19 protein-coding genes and 1 pseudogene are annotated in these 16,790 nt (G+C 71.3%); 8 read left to right on the forward strand and 12 right to left on the reverse strand.

All coding sequences use genetic code 11. The annotated features are described in order from the left end of the window. Positions 1-46 precede the first annotated feature (46 nt). Positions 47-511 (forward strand): MarR family winged helix-turn-helix transcriptional regulator, encoded by a 465-nt coding sequence (locus tag OHS17_RS19625; protein ID WP_330313239.1) that lies wholly within the window; start codon positions 47-49, stop codon positions 509-511. Here OHS17_RS19625 and OHS17_RS19630 read toward each other — a convergent pair. Genes OHS17_RS19630 through OHS17_RS19640 form a run of 3 tightly spaced genes read right to left on the reverse strand, consistent with a single transcriptional unit; the run spans position 508 to position 1,774 of the window. After that, the gene (locus OHS17_RS19630; protein ID WP_330313240.1) at positions 508-717 is read right to left on the reverse strand and encodes a DUF397 domain-containing protein; all 210 of its coding nucleotides are present in this window, start codon (positions 715-717) and stop codon (positions 508-510) included. The genes OHS17_RS19625 and OHS17_RS19630 overlap by 4 nt on opposite strands. Positions 718-740: 23 nt before the next feature. Continuing rightward, positions 741-950 (reverse strand): DUF397 domain-containing protein, encoded by a 210-nt coding sequence (locus OHS17_RS19635; protein WP_330313241.1) that lies wholly within the window; start codon positions 948-950, stop codon positions 741-743. Then, positions 947-1,774 carry a helix-turn-helix domain-containing protein gene (locus OHS17_RS19640; protein WP_330313242.1) on the reverse strand — a complete coding sequence of 276 codons (828 nt, stop codon included), beginning with the start codon at positions 1,772-1,774 and terminating at the stop codon, positions 947-949. The genes OHS17_RS19635 and OHS17_RS19640 overlap by 4 nt, the downstream gene beginning before the upstream one ends. 106 nt (positions 1,775-1,880) lie before the next feature. On the opposite strand from OHS17_RS19640, the gene OHS17_RS19645 reads away from it, so the two are divergent. After that, positions 1,881-2,120, forward strand: coding sequence for a hypothetical protein (locus OHS17_RS19645; RefSeq protein WP_330313243.1), 240 nt, complete (start codon positions 1,881-1,883; stop codon positions 2,118-2,120). Positions 2,121-2,270: 150 nt separating this feature from the next. Here the strand turns inward: OHS17_RS19645 and OHS17_RS19650 are convergent, their stop codons facing one another. Further along, positions 2,271-2,729 (reverse strand): carboxymuconolactone decarboxylase family protein, encoded by a 459-nt coding sequence (locus OHS17_RS19650; protein ID WP_330313244.1) that lies wholly within the window; start codon positions 2,727-2,729, stop codon positions 2,271-2,273. Positions 2,730-2,813: 84 nt separating this feature from the next. Here OHS17_RS19650 and OHS17_RS19655 point away from each other — a divergent pair, with 84 nt between their 5' ends. From OHS17_RS19655 to OHS17_RS33910, 6 genes and pseudogenes are all read left to right on the forward strand, one after another. Further along, on the forward strand, positions 2,814-3,665 hold the full coding sequence (locus OHS17_RS19655; RefSeq protein ID WP_330313245.1) for a sigma-70 family RNA polymerase sigma factor: 852 nt from the start codon (positions 2,814-2,816) through the stop codon (positions 3,663-3,665). A 22-nt stretch (positions 3,666-3,687) separates the two neighbouring features. Then, a pseudogene (locus OHS17_RS19660) lies at positions 3,688-4,026 on the forward strand (DUF6879 family protein); the annotation flags it as partial. 142 nt (positions 4,027-4,168) lie between these two features. After that, on the forward strand, positions 4,169-4,735 hold the full coding sequence (locus tag OHS17_RS19665) for a hypothetical protein (RefSeq protein WP_330313246.1): 567 nt from the start codon (positions 4,169-4,171) through the stop codon (positions 4,733-4,735). Positions 4,736-4,968: 233 nt separating this feature from the next. After that, on the forward strand, positions 4,969-5,370 hold the full coding sequence (locus OHS17_RS19670) for a peptidoglycan-binding domain-containing protein (RefSeq protein WP_330313247.1): 402 nt from the start codon (positions 4,969-4,971) through the stop codon (positions 5,368-5,370). 16 nt (positions 5,371-5,386) lie between these two features. Beyond that, positions 5,387-6,466 carry a peptidoglycan recognition protein family protein gene (locus OHS17_RS19675; protein ID WP_330313248.1) on the forward strand — a complete coding sequence of 360 codons (1,080 nt, stop codon included), beginning with the start codon at positions 5,387-5,389 and terminating at the stop codon, positions 6,464-6,466. Between the two features lie 40 nt (positions 6,467-6,506). After that, positions 6,507-7,415, forward strand: coding sequence for a peptidoglycan-binding domain-containing protein (locus OHS17_RS33910; RefSeq protein WP_383168780.1), 909 nt, complete (start codon positions 6,507-6,509; stop codon positions 7,413-7,415). A 45-nt stretch (positions 7,416-7,460) separates the two neighbouring features. Here the strand turns inward: OHS17_RS33910 and OHS17_RS19690 are convergent, their stop codons facing one another. The 8 genes from OHS17_RS19690 to OHS17_RS19725 all read right to left on the reverse strand — a co-directional run bounded on the left by OHS17_RS19690 (position 7,461) and on the right by OHS17_RS19725 (position 16,784). Then, positions 7,461-7,919 carry a VOC family protein gene (locus OHS17_RS19690; protein ID WP_330313249.1) on the reverse strand — a complete coding sequence of 153 codons (459 nt, stop codon included), beginning with the start codon at positions 7,917-7,919 and terminating at the stop codon, positions 7,461-7,463. Next, positions 7,907-8,911, reverse strand: a complete 1,005-nt coding sequence (gene rarD / locus OHS17_RS19695; RefSeq protein ID WP_330313250.1) for an EamA family transporter RarD — start codon at positions 8,909-8,911, stop codon at positions 7,907-7,909. The genes OHS17_RS19690 and rarD overlap by 13 nt, the downstream gene beginning before the upstream one ends. A gap of 116 nt (positions 8,912-9,027) precedes the next feature. Further along, positions 9,028-9,888 carry an SDR family oxidoreductase gene (locus OHS17_RS19700; RefSeq protein WP_330313251.1) on the reverse strand — a complete coding sequence of 287 codons (861 nt, stop codon included), beginning with the start codon at positions 9,886-9,888 and terminating at the stop codon, positions 9,028-9,030. Between the two features lie 147 nt (positions 9,889-10,035). Further along, entirely contained in the window at positions 10,036-11,094 is a 1,059-nt protein-coding gene (locus tag OHS17_RS19705; protein WP_330313252.1) for a 2-oxoacid:ferredoxin oxidoreductase subunit beta, read from the reverse strand. Continuing rightward, positions 11,087-13,042, reverse strand: coding sequence for a 2-oxoacid:acceptor oxidoreductase subunit alpha (locus OHS17_RS19710; protein WP_330313253.1), 1,956 nt, complete (start codon positions 13,040-13,042; stop codon positions 11,087-11,089). Before OHS17_RS19710 ends, OHS17_RS19705 begins: the two co-directional genes overlap by 8 nt. Positions 13,043-13,294: 252 nt before the next feature. Then, positions 13,295-13,954 carry a response regulator transcription factor gene (locus OHS17_RS19715; protein ID WP_026171285.1) on the reverse strand — a complete coding sequence of 220 codons (660 nt, stop codon included), beginning with the start codon at positions 13,952-13,954 and terminating at the stop codon, positions 13,295-13,297. Positions 13,955-14,095: 141 nt separating this feature from the next. After that, the gene (locus OHS17_RS19720; protein ID WP_330313254.1) at positions 14,096-15,451 is read right to left on the reverse strand and encodes a sensor histidine kinase; all 1,356 of its coding nucleotides are present in this window, start codon (positions 15,449-15,451) and stop codon (positions 14,096-14,098) included. Positions 15,452-15,587: 136 nt separating this feature from the next. Continuing rightward, entirely contained in the window at positions 15,588-16,784 is a 1,197-nt protein-coding gene (locus OHS17_RS19725) for a sensor histidine kinase (protein WP_330313255.1), read from the reverse strand. Positions 16,785-16,790 lie beyond the last annotated feature (6 nt).

Consider the following 16,790-nt stretch of genomic DNA (forward strand, 5'->3'; position numbering starts at 1 on the left):
ACGATAGGAGGAAAGTCGTAGGGAAGTCCAACGATTACTCGCTACGATGCGAGGCATGGCAGACAAGGCAGCAGCGACGACGGCCCCGAGCCGCATCCGCCCGCTCCCGAGCTGGCTCCTGGGCCGGGCGGCGGCGCGGGGCCGGTCCCTGGTGGCGGATGCGCTGGCCGCGCACGGCATGAAGATGTGGCACCACGTGGTGCTCGCGGCGGCCGAGGACCTGGAACCGGTCGCCCAGGCCGACCTGGGCCGCGCGGTCGCGCTCGACCCGAAGGACCTGGTCGGCATCCTGAACGACCTTCAGGAAGAGTCCCTGATCGTCCGCGCCCCGGACCCGAACGACCGCCGCAAGAACGCGGTGAGCGTGACGGCGGCGGGGCGCCGCCGCCTGGAGGAGTGCACGGCGGCGGGCGACCGCGCCAACGCGGAACTGCTGGCCCGCCTGGGCCCCGACGAGCGGGTCCGGTTCCTGGACATGCTGCGCCGGATCAGCGGGGCCGGGCTCGACTAGGCCGTGCCGAACGCGTCGCGCTTGACGCCCGCGACGAAGGCGGCGAAGACGTCGGCCCGGGGCCCGAGGGCGGGCCCGTCCGGGAGTTTGGAGTCCCGGACGGGGACGGTGCCGGTGGAGGCGACGAGGTTGGTGGCGACCGCGACGCACGCGCCGCCGTTGTCGCTGTACGAGGAGGTGTACCAGCGGGGGGTTTCGGCGGCCACGGGGCTTCCCTTCGTAGGGCGGATCAGAGGGTGTTGAACCCGCCGTCCTTGATGCCCGTAACGAAGGCCGCGTATGCGTCGGCGCTGAGGCCGAGGGCGGGGCCGGTCGGGTTCTTGGAGTCCCGGACCGGGACGGTGCCGGTGGCCGGAACCAGGTTGGTGGCGACCTGGACGCAGGCGCCGCCGTTGTTGCTGTGCGAGGAGGTGTGCCAGCGGGGTGATTCGGTCGTCACGGAGTGCCCTTTCGCAACTGCTCGATCATGGCCACGGACGCTGACTGAGAGTCCGACTCGGCCTGAAGTTGATGGTAGGCCGTCAGCAGCGGTAGCACTAACGTGCTTTCCCGCTCAAGGTGGCCCTGCTGCGCCGACTCGGCGTAGGACACCAGTGACCGATCAGGCATCGTCAGTATGTAGAGCGGCAGGTCGAACGGGCGGCGGACCCCCATGGTGAACGGGGCGATCTGGAAGACGGTGTTCGGCAGCTCCGCGAACTCCAGAAGGCGGTCCAGCTGGGCGTTCATGGTGTCTGGTCCGCCGACGGGGCGTCGGAGGCAGCTCTCGTCGAGAACCACCAGCACCAGTGGCGGATTTGGGCGCAGCAAGGATGCCTGCCTCTGCGCCACGAGCTCCACTCGCTGAAGCGCCTGGTCGGGTGTGATCGTGCCTCGCTTTACGGCGCTCTCCGCCAGGGCCGTCGCATACTCCGGGGTCTGAAGCAGGCCGGGCATGACGCCCACCTCGTAGAGCCGGATCTCGGCGGCCCGGGCCTCGTGCCCCATGTACTCCGGGAAGCCCTCCAGAAGGGCTGTGTCCCGTGCCGTGCGCGCGTGGCGCTCGAACATGTCTCCGGTCCCGAAGGCCCTGTCAGCTCTGTTCGCGAAGCGGGGAGTTGGGGATCGGCGACCAGTTTCGGCGGCGGAAATATGGGTCCCCGAGTACCCCATGATCTCCCCCAGTTCATCCTGGGTCCACCCGCGCTCGTCTCGTAACCTGCGAAGACGCTCGCCGAAGGCGGCGACCGGTGAATCCTCGGGATTCAGCTGCTTGCGGTTCATGACCCACCGCCCAACTCTCCGTGCGAATCGTGCAAGTTGAGGACATCCGCACTCTAGGTCACGCTGAGTCCGCTTGGTAGTGGAACGACTACGGAGAGGCACTGCTGTGTCCGCAGAGGAACAGGTTCCGGCCATCGGGACGATCATCGTGGACGTCGGGCGCTGGGATCAGCCGCTGGTGGGGGAGTTCCGAGGGGTCGCCGGCCCCTACTGGACGCTCCGGTCGCCGAAGGGCGGCACGGAGTGGGAGGTGCGGCCCGAGCACACCCGGGACGCGACCCCCGCCGAACGGCTCGCCGCACGCACCGCCAGGGAGAACGCCCGCAGCCGGGGCGAGGTCGCGTGAGCGCCCCGGCCCCGGAGGAACCCGAACCGTGCCGCACGTGCCAGGAGTTCGACCTCGAAGAGGCCGTCGCCCGGAGCGAGCGGGACGGGAGCCGGGAGACGGACGCCCGGGTGCTGCGCAGGCGCCACGTGGAGGCGGAGCACGCGGGCCTCAGCCCCACGTCTTTCCGGCGGGTTCCTTGATCGTGCGGTTGATGCGGTTGAAGAAGTTGGTCAGGGCGATTTCGAGGTTGAGGGCACCGATCTGCTGCTCCGTGAACTGGGCGCAGACCTCGTCCCAGATTTCGTCGGTGACGCCTGGGGCGCCGTCCTGGAGGCGGGTGGCTCCCTCGGCGAGGGCCAGCGCGGCGCGCTCGGCGTCCGTATAGAAGGGCGCTTCGCGCCAGGCCGCGACGGTGTGAAGTCGCTCGTCGGTGTCACCGGCCTTCTTGCCTGCGGCGACGGCGGCGAAGACGCAGGCCGAGCAGCCGTTGATCTGGCTGACGCGCAGGTGGACGAGGGCGAGGATCCTGGGGCCGACGCCGCCGGAGGCAATCGCCTGGTGGAGGTGGCGGACGGCGGTCCAGACATCGGGGTCGGCGGCGTTCTTGTCCTTGAGGCGGTTTTCCACGGGGATGGCTCCTTCGGAGGGTTACGTTGCCGCGCCGGTGCGCGTCATCCCTATGACGGAGCCGCTTCCAGGGAGGTAACAACCATGACGTTGGCCGAGGCGTTCGAGGCCCACCGCGACCGGCTGAGGGCGGTCGCGTACCGGATGCTCGGGTCGCACGCGGACGCGGAGGACGCGGTGCAGGAGGCGTGGCTGCGGCTGTCGCGGCAGGACGTGGGGGAGATCGACAACCTGGGCGGCTGGCTGACGACGGTGGTGGGCCGGATCAGCCTGGACGTGCTGCGGTCGGGGCGGCGGCGCCCGGAGGTGTCGTACGACGACGGGCCGGAGTACGTGGTGACGCCGGACGGCACCGCCGCGCCGGAGGAGCTGGCGGCGATCGGGGACTCCGTGGGGGTCGCGCTGCTCACGGTGCTGGACACGCTGCGGCCGGACGAACGGCTGGCGTTCGTGCTGCACGATGTGTTCGCGGTGCCGTTCGCGGAGGTGGGCCCGATCCTGGGCAAGTCGGCGGACGCGACGAAGATGCTGGCGAGCCGGGCGCGGCGGAAGGTCCAGGGGGCCCAGCAGCCGGCGAGGCCGGACCGGCGGCAGCGCGAGGTGGTCCAGGCGTTCCTGGCGGCGGCGCGCGAGGGCCGGTTCGAGCGATTGCTGGAGGTCCTGCACCCCGAGGTGAAGCTGACCGCGCACACCCCGGACGGCACGCACGTGGTGCTCGGCGCGACGGAGGTGGCCACGAGGGCCCGCGTGGCGGCTGCCGCGGCCCACGGCCACCCGACCACGTACAACGGCCTCCCCGCGATCCTCGCCCGCACCCCGGAAGGCACCCCGCAGTCCCTCCTCACCTTCACGGTCACGGGCGACCGCATCACGGACATCACGGCGGTGGCGGACCCGGCGCGACTGGCGCGGATGGACTTGCCGGACGTGGGGTGACGCGGCCGGGCGCGGAAACTTGGTCGCCGAGGGGCGCTCGCAGGGGCGTGTGCACATCGTGACCCGGCCGCTCTCGGCGCATCTGCGCTTCGAGTTCTCCCAGTACTACGTGCCCCACGCGCTGGCGGGGGAGGAGATCAGGATCCTGGACGTGACCGACCGGGCGAACCCTCTGGAAGGCGTGCAGGACTTCTGGATCTTCGACCGGTCCGAGGTGGTCCTCATGAACTACGACCCCGACGGCCGGCAGATCAGCCGTGAAGTCCACGACGGGGACCCGGCGTTGTTCGTCGAGCACCAACGCGTGGCGCTGGCCGGTTCCGTGCCGTTCGACGAGTACGTGCGGAGCCTCGGCATGTGATGCCGTGTATGTGAACTCCCAGCCTGGGTAGGCGAGTTGGGTGAAGTCTGCGACGGGGGCCGGGATGGGTGCGGTTGCGCGGGTGGTTGACCGGGTGCGGGGGGAGTTCCGGGCGCCCCGGTGGCCTCGGGCCCTCGGGGCGGTGTGCGGGTTCGGTGCGGGGGTCGCGCTGACGGGGGCCGGGGTCGGGTACGACCTGCTGCACAACGGGCCGCTCTACTACGCGCCCGGCTACCTGGTGGTCCTCTTCGGTTCCCTGGCCGTCCTGGTCGCGCTCGCGATCCCCTCCGTGGCGCGCGTCGTGTCGTTGTTCCTGCTGGCGATGGTCCTGGTCATCGGAGTCCCGTACGGCTTCCGCAGCGCGGTCCTGGACCTGCGGGGCGAGCGGGTGATGGCCACGGTCGTAGAGGTGAAGCACGGGCACCCCGCGTACACCGGCAGCGACAACGACGCCTGCAAGCTCGAAGCGCGGGGGGACACCTTCTGGGTCAAGGGGCTCAGGAAATGCGGCCCGGCCACCCGCCCCGGCGACCGCTTCGAGGTCCTGCGCGACCCCGAGGACCTGGTCGCCGCGTTCGGCGGCCACAAGCCGGTCACCTTCCCGATCCTCATCCCGGCCGTAGCCGTCGTCGTGCTCCTGCTCACCGTCCTCGGCGCCCGGGGGCTGCGCCTGCGCGCGATCGAGGACCGGGCACCCTCGGCGGCCTGAGCGCCCGGCGGCCCGCAGCGGCCCCGTCCCGCCGTCCCGGGCGGGGGGCCCGCGCGTCGACCCCGTACGCCCCTGTCACCGCAGGTCAGCGCATGTGCGGCCGCGTCCCACGCGCATCCCGGACCGCCCCTCCGGGCTCCCGGGACGGGAAAGCGTGGAGGGACGGGGGCACGGCTTCCTAGGTTCGTCGGTGTCGGCCCCGTCCGGGGCGTCGCACCCCTCAGGAGAGCCCCATGCCCACGCTGCCCCAGGCCGTCCGCGCCGCCGCCGTCACCGGAGCCGCGCTGGCCGCCGTCGCCCTCGCCGGACCGGCCCAGGCGTCCACGAGCGCCGGTTACGTCGCGTACGGCGACACCGGAACCGCCGTCAGGTGCGTCCAGACCGCCGTCAACGTGTCGAACGTGCAGGGCGACATCACGGTCGACGGCATCTGGGGGGCTCGCACGGAGACCGCCGTGAAGACGTTCCAGCTGATCAACATCTGGGGCGTGGACCCGGTCCACGGGGACCCGGTCTTCCTCACCGCGGACGGTGTCGTCGGGCCCTACACGGGCGACGTGATGCTCCGTTACATCGCCGACAACGCACCCGGCATGAAGAGCGTCTGCTCCGCCGCCCTGCCCACCACCCACTGACGCCGAAGGACCTCGTATGACCGCGCTCGACCGACCCCACCCGCACCCGCGCCGCCGGGCCGTACTCACCGGAACACTCGCGCTCGGCGCCGCCGCGCTGCTGCCGCTCGCCGCGCCGGGGCGGGCGCGGGCCGCGACCGGGCCCGTGATCTCCGACTGCGCGGCCTGGGGCGCCCGGCAGCCCAGCAGCCCGGTGAAGACCCTGGCCACACCGCCGCAGAAGATCATCGTCCACCACACCGCGACCCCCAACAGCACGGACTACTCGCAGAACCAGGCGTTCTCGCTGGCCCGGATCATGCAGAACGACCAGATGGACGAGCGGGGGTGGATCGACACCGGGCAGCACTTCACGATCAGCCGGGGCGCGTACGTGACGGAGGGCCGGCACGGCAGCCTCGCCGCGCTCCAGGGCGGGACGCGGCAGGTGGAGTCGGCGCACTGCACCGGGCAGAACACCGTGGCCGTCGGCATCGAGAACGAGGGCACGTACATGACGGTCGACCCACGCGGCGAGCAGTACGCCCGCCTCGTGGAGCTGTGCGCGCACATCTGCCGCCAGTACGGGATTCCCGCGTACCAGATCTACGGCCACCGCGACTTCAACAGCACCGACTGCCCCGGCGACCGCCTCTACGCACTCCTGCCGCAGCTGCGCCAGGACGTCGCGGCCCGCGTCGGCGGCGACCCGGCCCCGGCGGTGTGGCCCGTGCTCTCGACCGGGAACACCGGCGAGCGCGTCCGTACGCTCCAGCTCCTGCTGAACGGGCGCGGCGCCGCGCTCACGGCTGATGGCGACTACGGCCCCGCGACCCAGGCCGCGGTGCTCGCCTTCCAGAAGAAGGAGACCGCGACCCCGGACGGCGTGGCGGGCCTCCAGACCTGGAACCAACTGGCCTCGCCCGCCCGGCAGGGCGACTCCGGCACGGCGGTGGAGGCCGCCCAGCGCCAGCTCGCGGCGCACGGCATCGCGACGGACGTCGACGGCGCCTTCGGACCCGGGACCGCGGCGAGCGTGGCGCGGTTCCAGACGACCCGGTCGCTGCCCGCCGACGGCGTCGTGGACGCCCGCACGTGGAGCCGGCTCGTCGCGTAATCCCGCCCTTCCCGCACCTCATCCCACAGGAGAAACGTTCATGAGACGCGCAGCGTCCGTCCTCACCGCGGTGTTCGCCGCACTCCTCGCCACCCTGCTCATCGTCCCGGCCGCCCAGGCCGCCGGCTGGCCCGTCGTGCAGAGCGGCGACAAGGGCGCCGACGTCACGACCGTCCAGCACCTGCTGACCGCGCGCGGCTACAGCACCACCGCCGACGGGGACTTCGGCCCCTCCACCGTGAGCAGCGTCCGCGGCTTCCAGAGCGCCAACGGCCTGTCCGCCGACGGCGCGGTCGGCCCCGCCTCCTGGCCGAAGCTCATCGTGACCGTCAGCAACGGCAGCAACGGCTCGGCCGTCAAGGCCCTTCAGGTCCAGCTCAACAAGTACGGCGGCGGGCTCACGGTGGACGGGGCCTTCGGCGCCGGGACCGAGGCGAAGGTGCGCGCGTTCCAGCAGTCCAAGGGCCTGAGCCCGGTCGACGGCATCGCCGGCCCGGCCACCTGGGAGGCGCTGCTCTCCGGCTCCGGGTCCGGGTCCGGCGGCGGCAGCGGCACCCTGACGCACGCCCAGGCCGCCGCCCAGTTCAACGCGGCCGGTATCGGCTGGGTCTCCTCCGGCAACTGCTCGGACCGCACCAAGAGCACCTGCACCTCGTTCGACGGGCTGCGTGCCACCACGGCCAACGGGGCGGTCGCGCTGAAGCAGGCGGTGGGCGGCTGCACGCTCACCATCACCGGCGGCACCGAGACCGGGCACGCCTCGGGCACGTACAGCCACGGCAACGGCTACAAGCTGGACTTCCAGCGGGTGGCGTGCCTGACCAGCCACATCACCGGCACCTTCACGCACACCGGCACCCGCAGCGACGGCGCCGCGCTCTACACCGCCCCGTCCGGCAACATCTACGCGGACGAGGGCAGCCACTGGGACGTGACCTTCGTCGGCTGAGAGCGACGGGGTGCCGGGGCACGGGGCCCGGCACCCCTTCCACGTCTACTGCACGCAGAATTCGTTGCCCTCGGGGTCCGTGAGCACCGTCCACCGGCCCCCCGGCTCCTCGACCTCGCGCTCGACCTTCGCGCCCAGGCCGACCACCCGCGCCACCTCGGCCTCGCGGCGCTCCGGGCCCGCGTGCAGGTCGAGGTGGAGGCGGTTCTTGACGGTCTTCGGCTCGGGGACGCGCTGAAAGAGCAGGCGGCGGCCGTGCCCGGCGCCGCTCTCCTCGTCGTACGGGTCGTCGGGGTGCCGTACCGCCGCCAGGTCGAGCCAGGCGCGGCGGCCGTGCGCGGTGGTGGTGAGCGCTTCGGGTACGGCCCCGACGCCCAGGAGCTTTTCGATCAGGGGACTGTTGTCCTCGATCTCGTAGCCGAGGGCCTGAGCCCAGAAGCCGGCCTGCGCGTGCGGGTCGACGGCGTCGATGACGACTTTCCACTCAAAGGTCATGACCGGCATTCTGTCCCGGCGCCCGGGGTTGTGCCGGGTGCGGCCTCGATCCGCTCGGCGCTCGCCGGAGCGGCCGTCGCCGTCGCGGCCAGCCGTGCCGCCTGCGCCTGGGCCCGGTTGCGGCGGGCGGTCCGCAGCGCGTCCCAGGTGAGGACGATCAGCGCCACCCACACCAGGGCGAACCCGGCCCACCGCTCCGGCGGCATCTCCTCGTGGAAGTAGGCGACGCCCAGCAGGAACTGGGCGATCGGGGTCATGTACTGGAGCAGCCCGATGGTCGAGAGCGGGATGCGGATCGCGGCGGCCCCGAACAGGATCAGCGGCACCGCCGTGACCACACCGGTCGAAGCGAGGAGCGCGGTGTGCCCGGCGCCCTCGGAGGTCAGGGTCGAGGTGCCCTGCGCGCCCAGCCAGATCAGATAGCCGAGCGCGGGCAGGAAGAGCACGGCGGTCTCGACGGTGAGCGATTCCAGGCCGCCCATGGCGACCTTCTTCTTGACCAGGCCGTACGTCGCGAAGGAGAACGCCAGGATCAGCGAGATCCACGGCGGCTTCCCGTAACCGACGGCCAGCACGAGCACCGCCACGACGCCGGTGGCGACCGCCGCCCACTGCGCGGGGCGCAGCCGCTCGCCCAGGAGCAGGACGCCCATGGCGATGGTGACCAGCGGGTTGATGAAGTAGCCGAGGGATGCCTCGACCACATGGCCGCTGTTCACGGCCCAGATGTACAGGCCCCAGTTGACGGTGATCGTGGAGGCCGCGATGGCGAGCATCCCCAGCTTGTGCGGCTGCCGCAGCAGCGGGCCGATCCAGGACCACCGGCGCAGCACCAGCAGCAGGACCGCCACCACACCGAGCGACCACACCATGCGGTGGGCCAGGATCTCGACCGCCCCGGCCGGTTTCAGCAGCGGCCAGTACAGCGGGACGAGGCCCCACATCCCGTACGCGGCGAAGCCGGAGAGGAGTCCGGCCCGTTGCTCATTCGTCCCCTGCACGGGCCCCTCCTGGTGGGTGTGGTCGTACGACCGTCAACCAGATGAAGGTAGCGCCGCCGGGGGCCCGGTGTCATGCCCGTATCGCCAGACGGTCATGACACCGGGTGGCGTACGGGTCAGAGCGCGGCGACCGCGGCGGCGACCGTGTCGGACACCGGGGTCGTCGGGCGGCCGATCAGACGGGCCAGGTCGCCACTGGTGCCCGCCAGGCGCCCGCGCCGGACGGCCTGGTCCACATCGACCAGGATTGCCGCGAAGCCCTCGGGCAGCCCGGCGCCGGTCAGGATCTCCTGGTGGACGGCGGCCGGGACGTCGTTGTGGACGATCTCCTTGCCGGTGACCTTCGCGACCACGGCCGCGTAGTCGGCGTAGGACAGGGCGGTGTCGCCGCTCAGCTCGTACGCGCGGTTGAGGTGGCCCTCGCCGGTCAGGACGGCGGCAGCGGCGGCCGCGTAGTCGTCGCGGGAGGCGTACGCGATACGGCCCTCGCCCGCGCTGCCGACGACCGCGCCGTGCGCCAGGACCGGGGCCAGGTTCTCGGTCTGGTTCTCCGTGTACCAGCCGTTGCGCAGGAAGGTGTACGGCAGGCCGGAGTCCAGGATCAGCTGCTCGGTCGCGCGGTGCTCGTCGGCCAGCGTGAAGTCCGCCTCGGGTCCGCCGAGGATCCCGGTGTACGCGAGCTGGGCGACGCCCGCCGCCTTGGCTGCGTCGATGACCGCGGTGTGCTGGGCGACGCGGCTGCCGACCTGGTTGCCGGAGATGAGGAGGACCCGGTCACCGGCGTGGAAGGCGTCCTTCAGGGTCTCGGGGCGGTCGTAGTCGGCGATGCGCAGCTCGACGCCCCGGGCGGCGAGGCCGGCGGCCTTCTCCTTGTCGCGGACCACGGCGGCGACCTCGGAGGCGGGGACGGCGGTCAGCAGGTGCTCGACGACGAGACGGCCGAGTGCTCCGGTGGCTCCGGTGACGACGATGCTCATGGGGGGTTCCTCCTCGTTTGTTCGCTTCGTTCTCGCGCACCACCTTACGGAATGCGCTAACTAAAAGAAAGTGCACTGGTCAGGGCATGCAAAAGCGCGCCGGACCCGCCCCTCGCGGGCAGGTCCGGCGCGCTCCGGAGCTAGGCGTCAGCCGACGACGGTCCAGTTGTCGTTGCCGGCGAGGAGTGCGGCGAGGTCTCCCTTGCCGTGGCGTTCGACGGCGGTGTCGAGCTGGTCGGCCATGGTCGTGTCGTAGACGGGGCGTTCGACGCTGCGCAGGACGCCGATGGGGGTGTGGTGGAGGGTGTCGGCGTCGGCGAGTCGGGAGAGTGCGAAGGCGGTGGTGGGGCTGGGGGCGTGGGCGTCGTGGACGAGGATTTGTGACTTGTTGTCCTCGGTGACCGGGACGACCTTGAGGTCTCCGGTGAGGGAGTCGCGTACGACGCCCTTGGAGCCGTCCGTGCCGAAGACGATCGGCTGCCCGTGTTCGAGGCGGATGACGGCTTCCTGGGCTTGGTCTTTGTCCTTGAAGACTTCGAAGGCGCCGTCGTTGAAGATGTTGCAGTTCTGGTAGATCTCCACGAGTGCGGTGCCGGGGTGGTCGGCGGCGGCGCGGAGCACGCTGGTGAGGTGTTTGCGGTCGGAGTCGACGGTTCTCGCGACGAAGGACGCCTCCGCGCCGATCGCCAACGAGACCGGGTTGAACGGGGCGTCGAGTGAGCCCATCGGCGTGGATTTGGTGATCTTGCCGAGTTCGGAGGTGGGTGAGTACTGGCCCTTGGTGAGTCCGTAGATCCGGTTGTTGAAGAGGAGGATCTTGAGGTTGACGTTGCGGCGCAGGGCGTGGATGAGGTGGTTGCCGCCGATGGACAGTGCGTCGCCGTCACCCGTGACGACCCAGACGGAGAGGTCGCGCCGGGAGGTGGCCAGGCCGGTCGCGATGGAGGGGGCGCGGCCGTGGATGGAGTGCATCCCGTAGGTGTTCATGTAGTACGGGAAGCGGGAGGAGCAGCCGATGCCGGAGATGAAGACGATGTTTTCTTTGGCGAGGCCGAGGTCGGGCATGAAGCCTTGGACGGCGGCGAGGACGGCGTAGTCGCCGCAGCCGGGGCACCAGCGCACTTCCTGGTCGGACTTGAAGTCCTTCATGGACTGCTTGGCCTCGGCCTTGGGTACCAGTTGGAGCAGTTCGTTGGTCTCAGGCATCGATGGCCTCCTCAAGAGCGGTGGCGAGCTGCTCGGCCTTGAACGGCATGCCGTTGACCTGGTTGTAGCTGTGGGCGTCGACCAGGTACTTGGCGCGGATGAGGGTGGCCAGCTGGCCGAGGTTCATCTCGGGGACGACCACCTTGTCGTAACGCGCCAGCACCTCGCCCAGATTCCTGGGGAACGGGTTGAGGTGACGCAGATGCGCCTGCGCGATACTCCGTCCGGAGGCCCGCAGGCGTCGCACGGCCGCCGTGATCGGGCCGTAGGTGGAGCCCCAGCCGAGGACCAGCGTCCGCGCCTCGGCGGGGTCGTCGACGTCCAGGTCGGGGACCTGGATGCCGTCCACCTTGGCTTGGCGGGTGCGGACCATGAAGTCGTGGTTGGCGGGGTCGTAGGAGATGTTGCCGGTGCCGTCCTGCTTCTCGATCCCCCCGATCCGGTGCTCCAACCCCGGCGTGCCCGGGACCGCCCACGGGCGGGCCAGGGTCTGCGGGTCGCGTTTGTAGGGCCAGAAGACTTCGGTGCCGTCGGCGAGTTCGTGGTTGGGGCCGTGTGCGAACTGGACGCGTAGGTCGGGGAGTTGGTCGAGTTCGGGGATGCGCCAGGGTTCGGAGCCGTTGGCGAGGTAGCCGTCGGAGAGCAGGAAGACCGGGGTGCGGTAGGTCAGGGCGATGCGGGCTGCGTCCATGGCGGCGTCGAAGCAGTCGGCCGGGGTGCGCGGGGCCACGATCGGGACCGGTGCCTCACCGTTGCGCCCGTACATCGCCTGGAGCAGGTCGGCCTGCTCGGTCTTGGTCGGCAGCCCGGTCGAGGGGCCGCCGCGCTGGATGTCCACGATCAGCAACGGCAGTTCCAGCGACACCGCGAGCCCGATGGTCTCCGACTTCAACGCCACCCCGGGCCCGGACGTCGTCGTCACGGCGAGGGAACCGCCGAAGGCTGCGCCGAGTGCGGCGCCGATGCCCGCGATCTCGTCCTCGGCCTGGAAGGTGCGCACGCCGAAGTTCTTGTGCCGGCTCAGTTCATGCAGGATGTCCGAGGCCGGGGTGATCGGGTAGGAGCCGAGGTAGACCGGCAGGTCGGCCTGGCGGCCGGCGGCGATCAGCCCGTAGGACAGGGCCAGGTTCCCGGAGATGTTGCGGTACGTGCCGGTCGGGAAGGCTTGTGAGGCGGGGGCGACTTCGTAGCTGACGGCGAAGTCCTCCGTCGTCTCGCCGAAGTTCCAGCCGGCCCGGTAGGCGGCCACGTTCGCCTCGGCGATCTGTGGCTTCTTCGCGAACTTCGCCCGCAGGAATGTCTCGGTGCCCTCGGTCGGGCGGTGATACATCCACGACAGCAGCCCGAGCGCGAACATGTTCTTCGAGCGCTCGGCCTCCTTGCGGGAGAGCCCGAACTCCTTCAGCGCCTCGATCGTCAGGGTGGTCAGCGGCACCGGATGGACGTTGTAGGCCTCCAGCGAGCCGTCCTCCAGCGGGTTGGTCTCGTAGCCGACCTTCGCCATCGGCCGCTTGGTGAACTCGTCGGTGTTCACGATGATTTCGGCCCCGCGCGGCACATCGGCGATGTTCGCCTTCAGCGCGGCCGGGTTCATCGCGACCAGCACGTTCGGCGCGTCGCCCGGAGTCAGGATGTCGTGATCGGCGAAATGCAGCTGGAACGACGAAACCCCCGGCAGGGTCCCTGCGGGGGCACGGATCTCGGCCGGAAAGTTCGGCAGCGTGGACAGATCATTCCCGAAGGACGCCGTCTCCGAGGTGAACCGGTCACCCGTGAGCTGCATACCGTCACCCGAGTCACCCGCGAAGCGGATGATGACCCGGTCCAGACGGCGGACTTCCTTCTCGCCGCTTCCTGCGGCTGCGGACTGGGGGGCACGCTGTCCCCCTACGGTCGCCTCGCTGGCATCGTCGGCCTGCTCGGCTGGGCTACTGACCTGGCTGGTCACTTACTGGACCTCCCTCGGCACGGCGGCTCGGAACCGTCCGGCCCGCCGGAGGTCCCCCGCCCACCCTACGTCCGTAGGGGTCGCCTACCTCTGGCAGATCACATGATGGACGGCAATTTGAGACGCGATTCGGCACGTTGGCGTATGGCCTGCGGAGCCCTTTTCCGGCACCGCCCGGTCATGATCCATCAGCCGCCCGGCTCTCCTGGCCGGGCGCGCCGGGGGGAGCCGGACCAGGGGGCCGGAGCCCCGTCAGGAGTTCAGATACGTCAGCACCGCGAGCACCCGGCGGTGGTCGCCCTCGCTCGGGGCCAGGCCCAGCTTCTGGAAGATGTTGCTGACGTGCTTCTCGACCGCCCCGTCGCTCACCACCAGCTGCTTGGCCACCGCGGAGTTCGTACGCCCCTCCGCCATCAGGCCCAGCACCTCGCGCTCACGCGGCGTCAGCCCGGCCAGCACGTCCTGCTTCCGGCTGCGGCCCAGCAGCTGCGCCACCACCTCCGGGTCCAGCGCGGTCCCGCCCTGCGCCACCCGGACCACCGCGTCCACGAACTCCCGGACCTCGGCGACCCGGTCCTTCAGCAGATACCCGACGCCCCGGCTGGACCCGGCCAGCAGCTCGGTGGCGTACTGCTCCTCCACGTACTGCGAGAGGACCAGCACCCCGATCCCCGGGTAGTCCCGGCGCAGCCGCACCGCCGCCCGGACGCCCTCGTCGGTGTGGGTCGGGGGCATCCGCACATCCGCGACCACCACGTCCGGCAGCGCGTCCTGCCCGGCGAGGTCGCCGATCGTCTTGATCAGCGCCTCCGCGTCCCCGACGCCCGCGACGACGTCGTGTCCGAGATCGGTCAGCAACCGGGTCAGTCCCTCCCGGAGCAGTACCGAATCCTCGGCGATGACCACGCGCACCCTGTCCTCCACCACGACGCTGTTTCCCCCACTGCTCGCTCGCCGGTACGGCCCGTACGCCGTCCAGCATCCCAGTAACGGCATTGACGTCGCGAGCGTTCGCGGGGTTGACCCCAGTGGTGCCGTGCTGTGGATGCGCGGTCAGCCGCGCCAGGGCAGCTCCGCGGTGACCTTCGTCGGGCCGCCCGCCGGCGAGTCGACCACGAGGACGCCGTCCACGGCGTCCAGCCGCTCGGTGAGCCCGGCGAGCCCGCTGCCCGACGCCAGGTCGGCGCCGCCGCGCCCGTCGTCGGTCACCTGGAGCAGGAGGCGGTCCTCGGTGCGCCACACGTCGACCGAGGCGCGGGTGGCCCCGGAGTGCTTGCTGATGTTCTGGAGGAGCTCGGAGACGGTGAAGTACGCGATGCCCTCGATGGCCTGCGCGGGCCGGGACGGGAGGTCCACCTCCACGGTGACCGGCACGGTGCAGCGCGAGGCGACGGCGGAGAGGGCGGCGTCGAGGCCGCGGTCGGTGAGGACGGCGGGGTGGATGCCGCGGGCGAGGTCGCGCAGTTCCTGGAGGGCGACCTTCACCTCGCCGTGCGCCTCGTCCACCATGCGCGCGGCCGCCTCCGGGTCATCCGTCAGCTTCTCCTTGGCGAGGCCCAGGTCCATGGCGAGGGCGACGAGGCGGGCCTGGGCGCCGTCGTGGAGGTCGCGCTCGATGCGGCGCAGGTCGGCGGCCGCGGTGTCCACGACGACACCCCGGTCCGACTCCAGCTCCGTGACGCGCTCCGCCAGCCGGGACGGGCTCAGCAGGCCCGCGACCATCAGCCGGTCGACGGTCGCCAGGCCCCGGATCACCCAGGGGGTGACGAGGACGATGCCGAGGCCGAGCCCGGCGGTCAGCGCGAGATCGACGCCCGAGTCGAGGTAGACCTCGTGCTGGGTGTCCCCGTACAGCTGGATGCCCGAAACGCCGGTGTGCGAGGGCACGAACCAGTGCCACAGCGGGTAGGTGAGCGCCGCCCAGCCCCACGCCTGGAGCGTCAGCGCGACGCAGAACGCGAAGACCGCCCACGGGAAGTGCAGCAGCGCGTACAGCAGGTGCCGCCAGGACACCCCGCTCTTCAGGACCGCGCCGGTCCAGGACAGCAGCCCGCCCTTGCGGCCGCGCACCGGCGCCGGATCGGCCACGTCCAGCCGCAGCAGGGTCCGCGCCCGGGTCCGCTCCAGCATCCCGAAGCCCCGGCACATCGCCAGGCCGCCCGCCAGCACCGGAATGCCGAGGAAGGTGACGAGGAGCCCGGCGCCCAGCGAGACCATGGTGATCGCGAAGGTGAAGAGCACGATGCTGATCGGCAGGCTCAGCAGGAGGTAGAGGAACTCGCGCCAGGTCCTGCCCTCCAGCGGCGCACGCAGCGCGGCCGGCAGGACGTGCCGCCGCGAGGGACGGTTCCCGAGGCCGCTTCCCGACCGCTGAGGGTCCCGTGTGTCCGGTCCGTATGCCGTGGCCATGGGGTTCCGTCCGTTTCTTCTGCGTCCGTGAAGGTGCGTGCGTCTGTGGAGGTGCGTGCGTTCTGTACTTCAAGAGTGCTGGGCGGGGCGCCGCCGCACCATGAGGGCGGTATCCGTCTCGGAGCGGGGGTTTTCCCTACCCCTTCACGCGCTGGGCGCTCTTCTCGGCTCCACGGTCGCGCCACGGCAGCTCCGCCGTGACGGTCGTCGGGCCGCCGGCGGGCGATTCGAGTACGAAGACCCCGTCCACGGCGTCCAGCCGCTCCGCGAGCCCCGCCATGCCCGTACCGCCGTCCATCGAGGCCCCGCCCCGCCCGTCGTCGCCGACCTGGATCAGCAGCCGGTCGCCCGAGCGCCACACGTCGACGGACGCCGTACGGGCCCCGCTGTGCTTGCTGACGTTCTGGAGGAGCTCGGAGACGGTGAAGTACGCGATGCCCTCGATGGCCTGCGCCGGGCGCCCCGGAAGATCCACCCGTACGGAGACGGGCACGGTGCAGCGCGAGGCGATCGCGGAGAGGGCGGCGTCGAGGCCGCGGTCGGTGAGGACGGCGGGGTGGATGCCCCGGGCGAGGTCGCGGAGCTCCTGGAGGGCGACCTTCACCTCGCCGTGCGCCTCGTCCACCATGCGCGCGGCCGCCTCCGGATCGTCCGTCAGCTTTTCCTTGGCCAGGCCGAGCCCCATCGCGAGGGCGACGAGGCGGGCCTGCGCCCCGTCGTGGAGGTCGCGCTCGATGCGGCGCAGGTCCGCGGCGGCCGTGTCGACCACCACGCCCCGGTCCGACTCCAGCTCCGCGATGCGGCGTTCCAGGTCGTCGGAGGGCGAGAGCAGCCCGCGCACCATGGCCCGGTCCGCGTTGCCCATCAGCCGTGCCGCATAGGGGAGCGCCGGCCACACGATGAGGCAGACGAGGGTCACGACGAAGGTGAGGATGCCCCACGGCAGCCGTACGAACGAGTACAGGGCCGCCCGCCAGGCGACCGGGTCGCGCAGGCTGGTCCACAGCCACACGAAGAACCCGTCGTCCTCGCGGCCCCGGGCCGGCGGGCTCGGCTCCTCGACCACGACTCCCAGCAACTTGCGGGCGCGGGCGCGCTCGGCGCGGCCGATCAGCCGGGACCCCTGGAGTCCGGCGGCCAGCAGCGGCAGACCGACGACGGTGACCGCGAGGCCCACGCCGATCGCGATCATCACCACCGTGTAGACGAAACCGGCGATCGCCGTCGGCAGGTTGGAAAGAAGGTGCGCGACCTCCTTCCACGTCCACCGGCCGAAGGCGAAGCGGACGGGAGGCGGCCCGTCGTGGGCGGGCACCTGGGGGCTCATGGTCATACGACC

Origin of the sequence: Streptomyces sp. NBC_00523 (assembly GCF_036346615.1) — a bacterium.
In the GTDB taxonomy this organism is placed as follows: domain Bacteria; phylum Actinomycetota; class Actinomycetes; order Streptomycetales; family Streptomycetaceae; genus Streptomyces.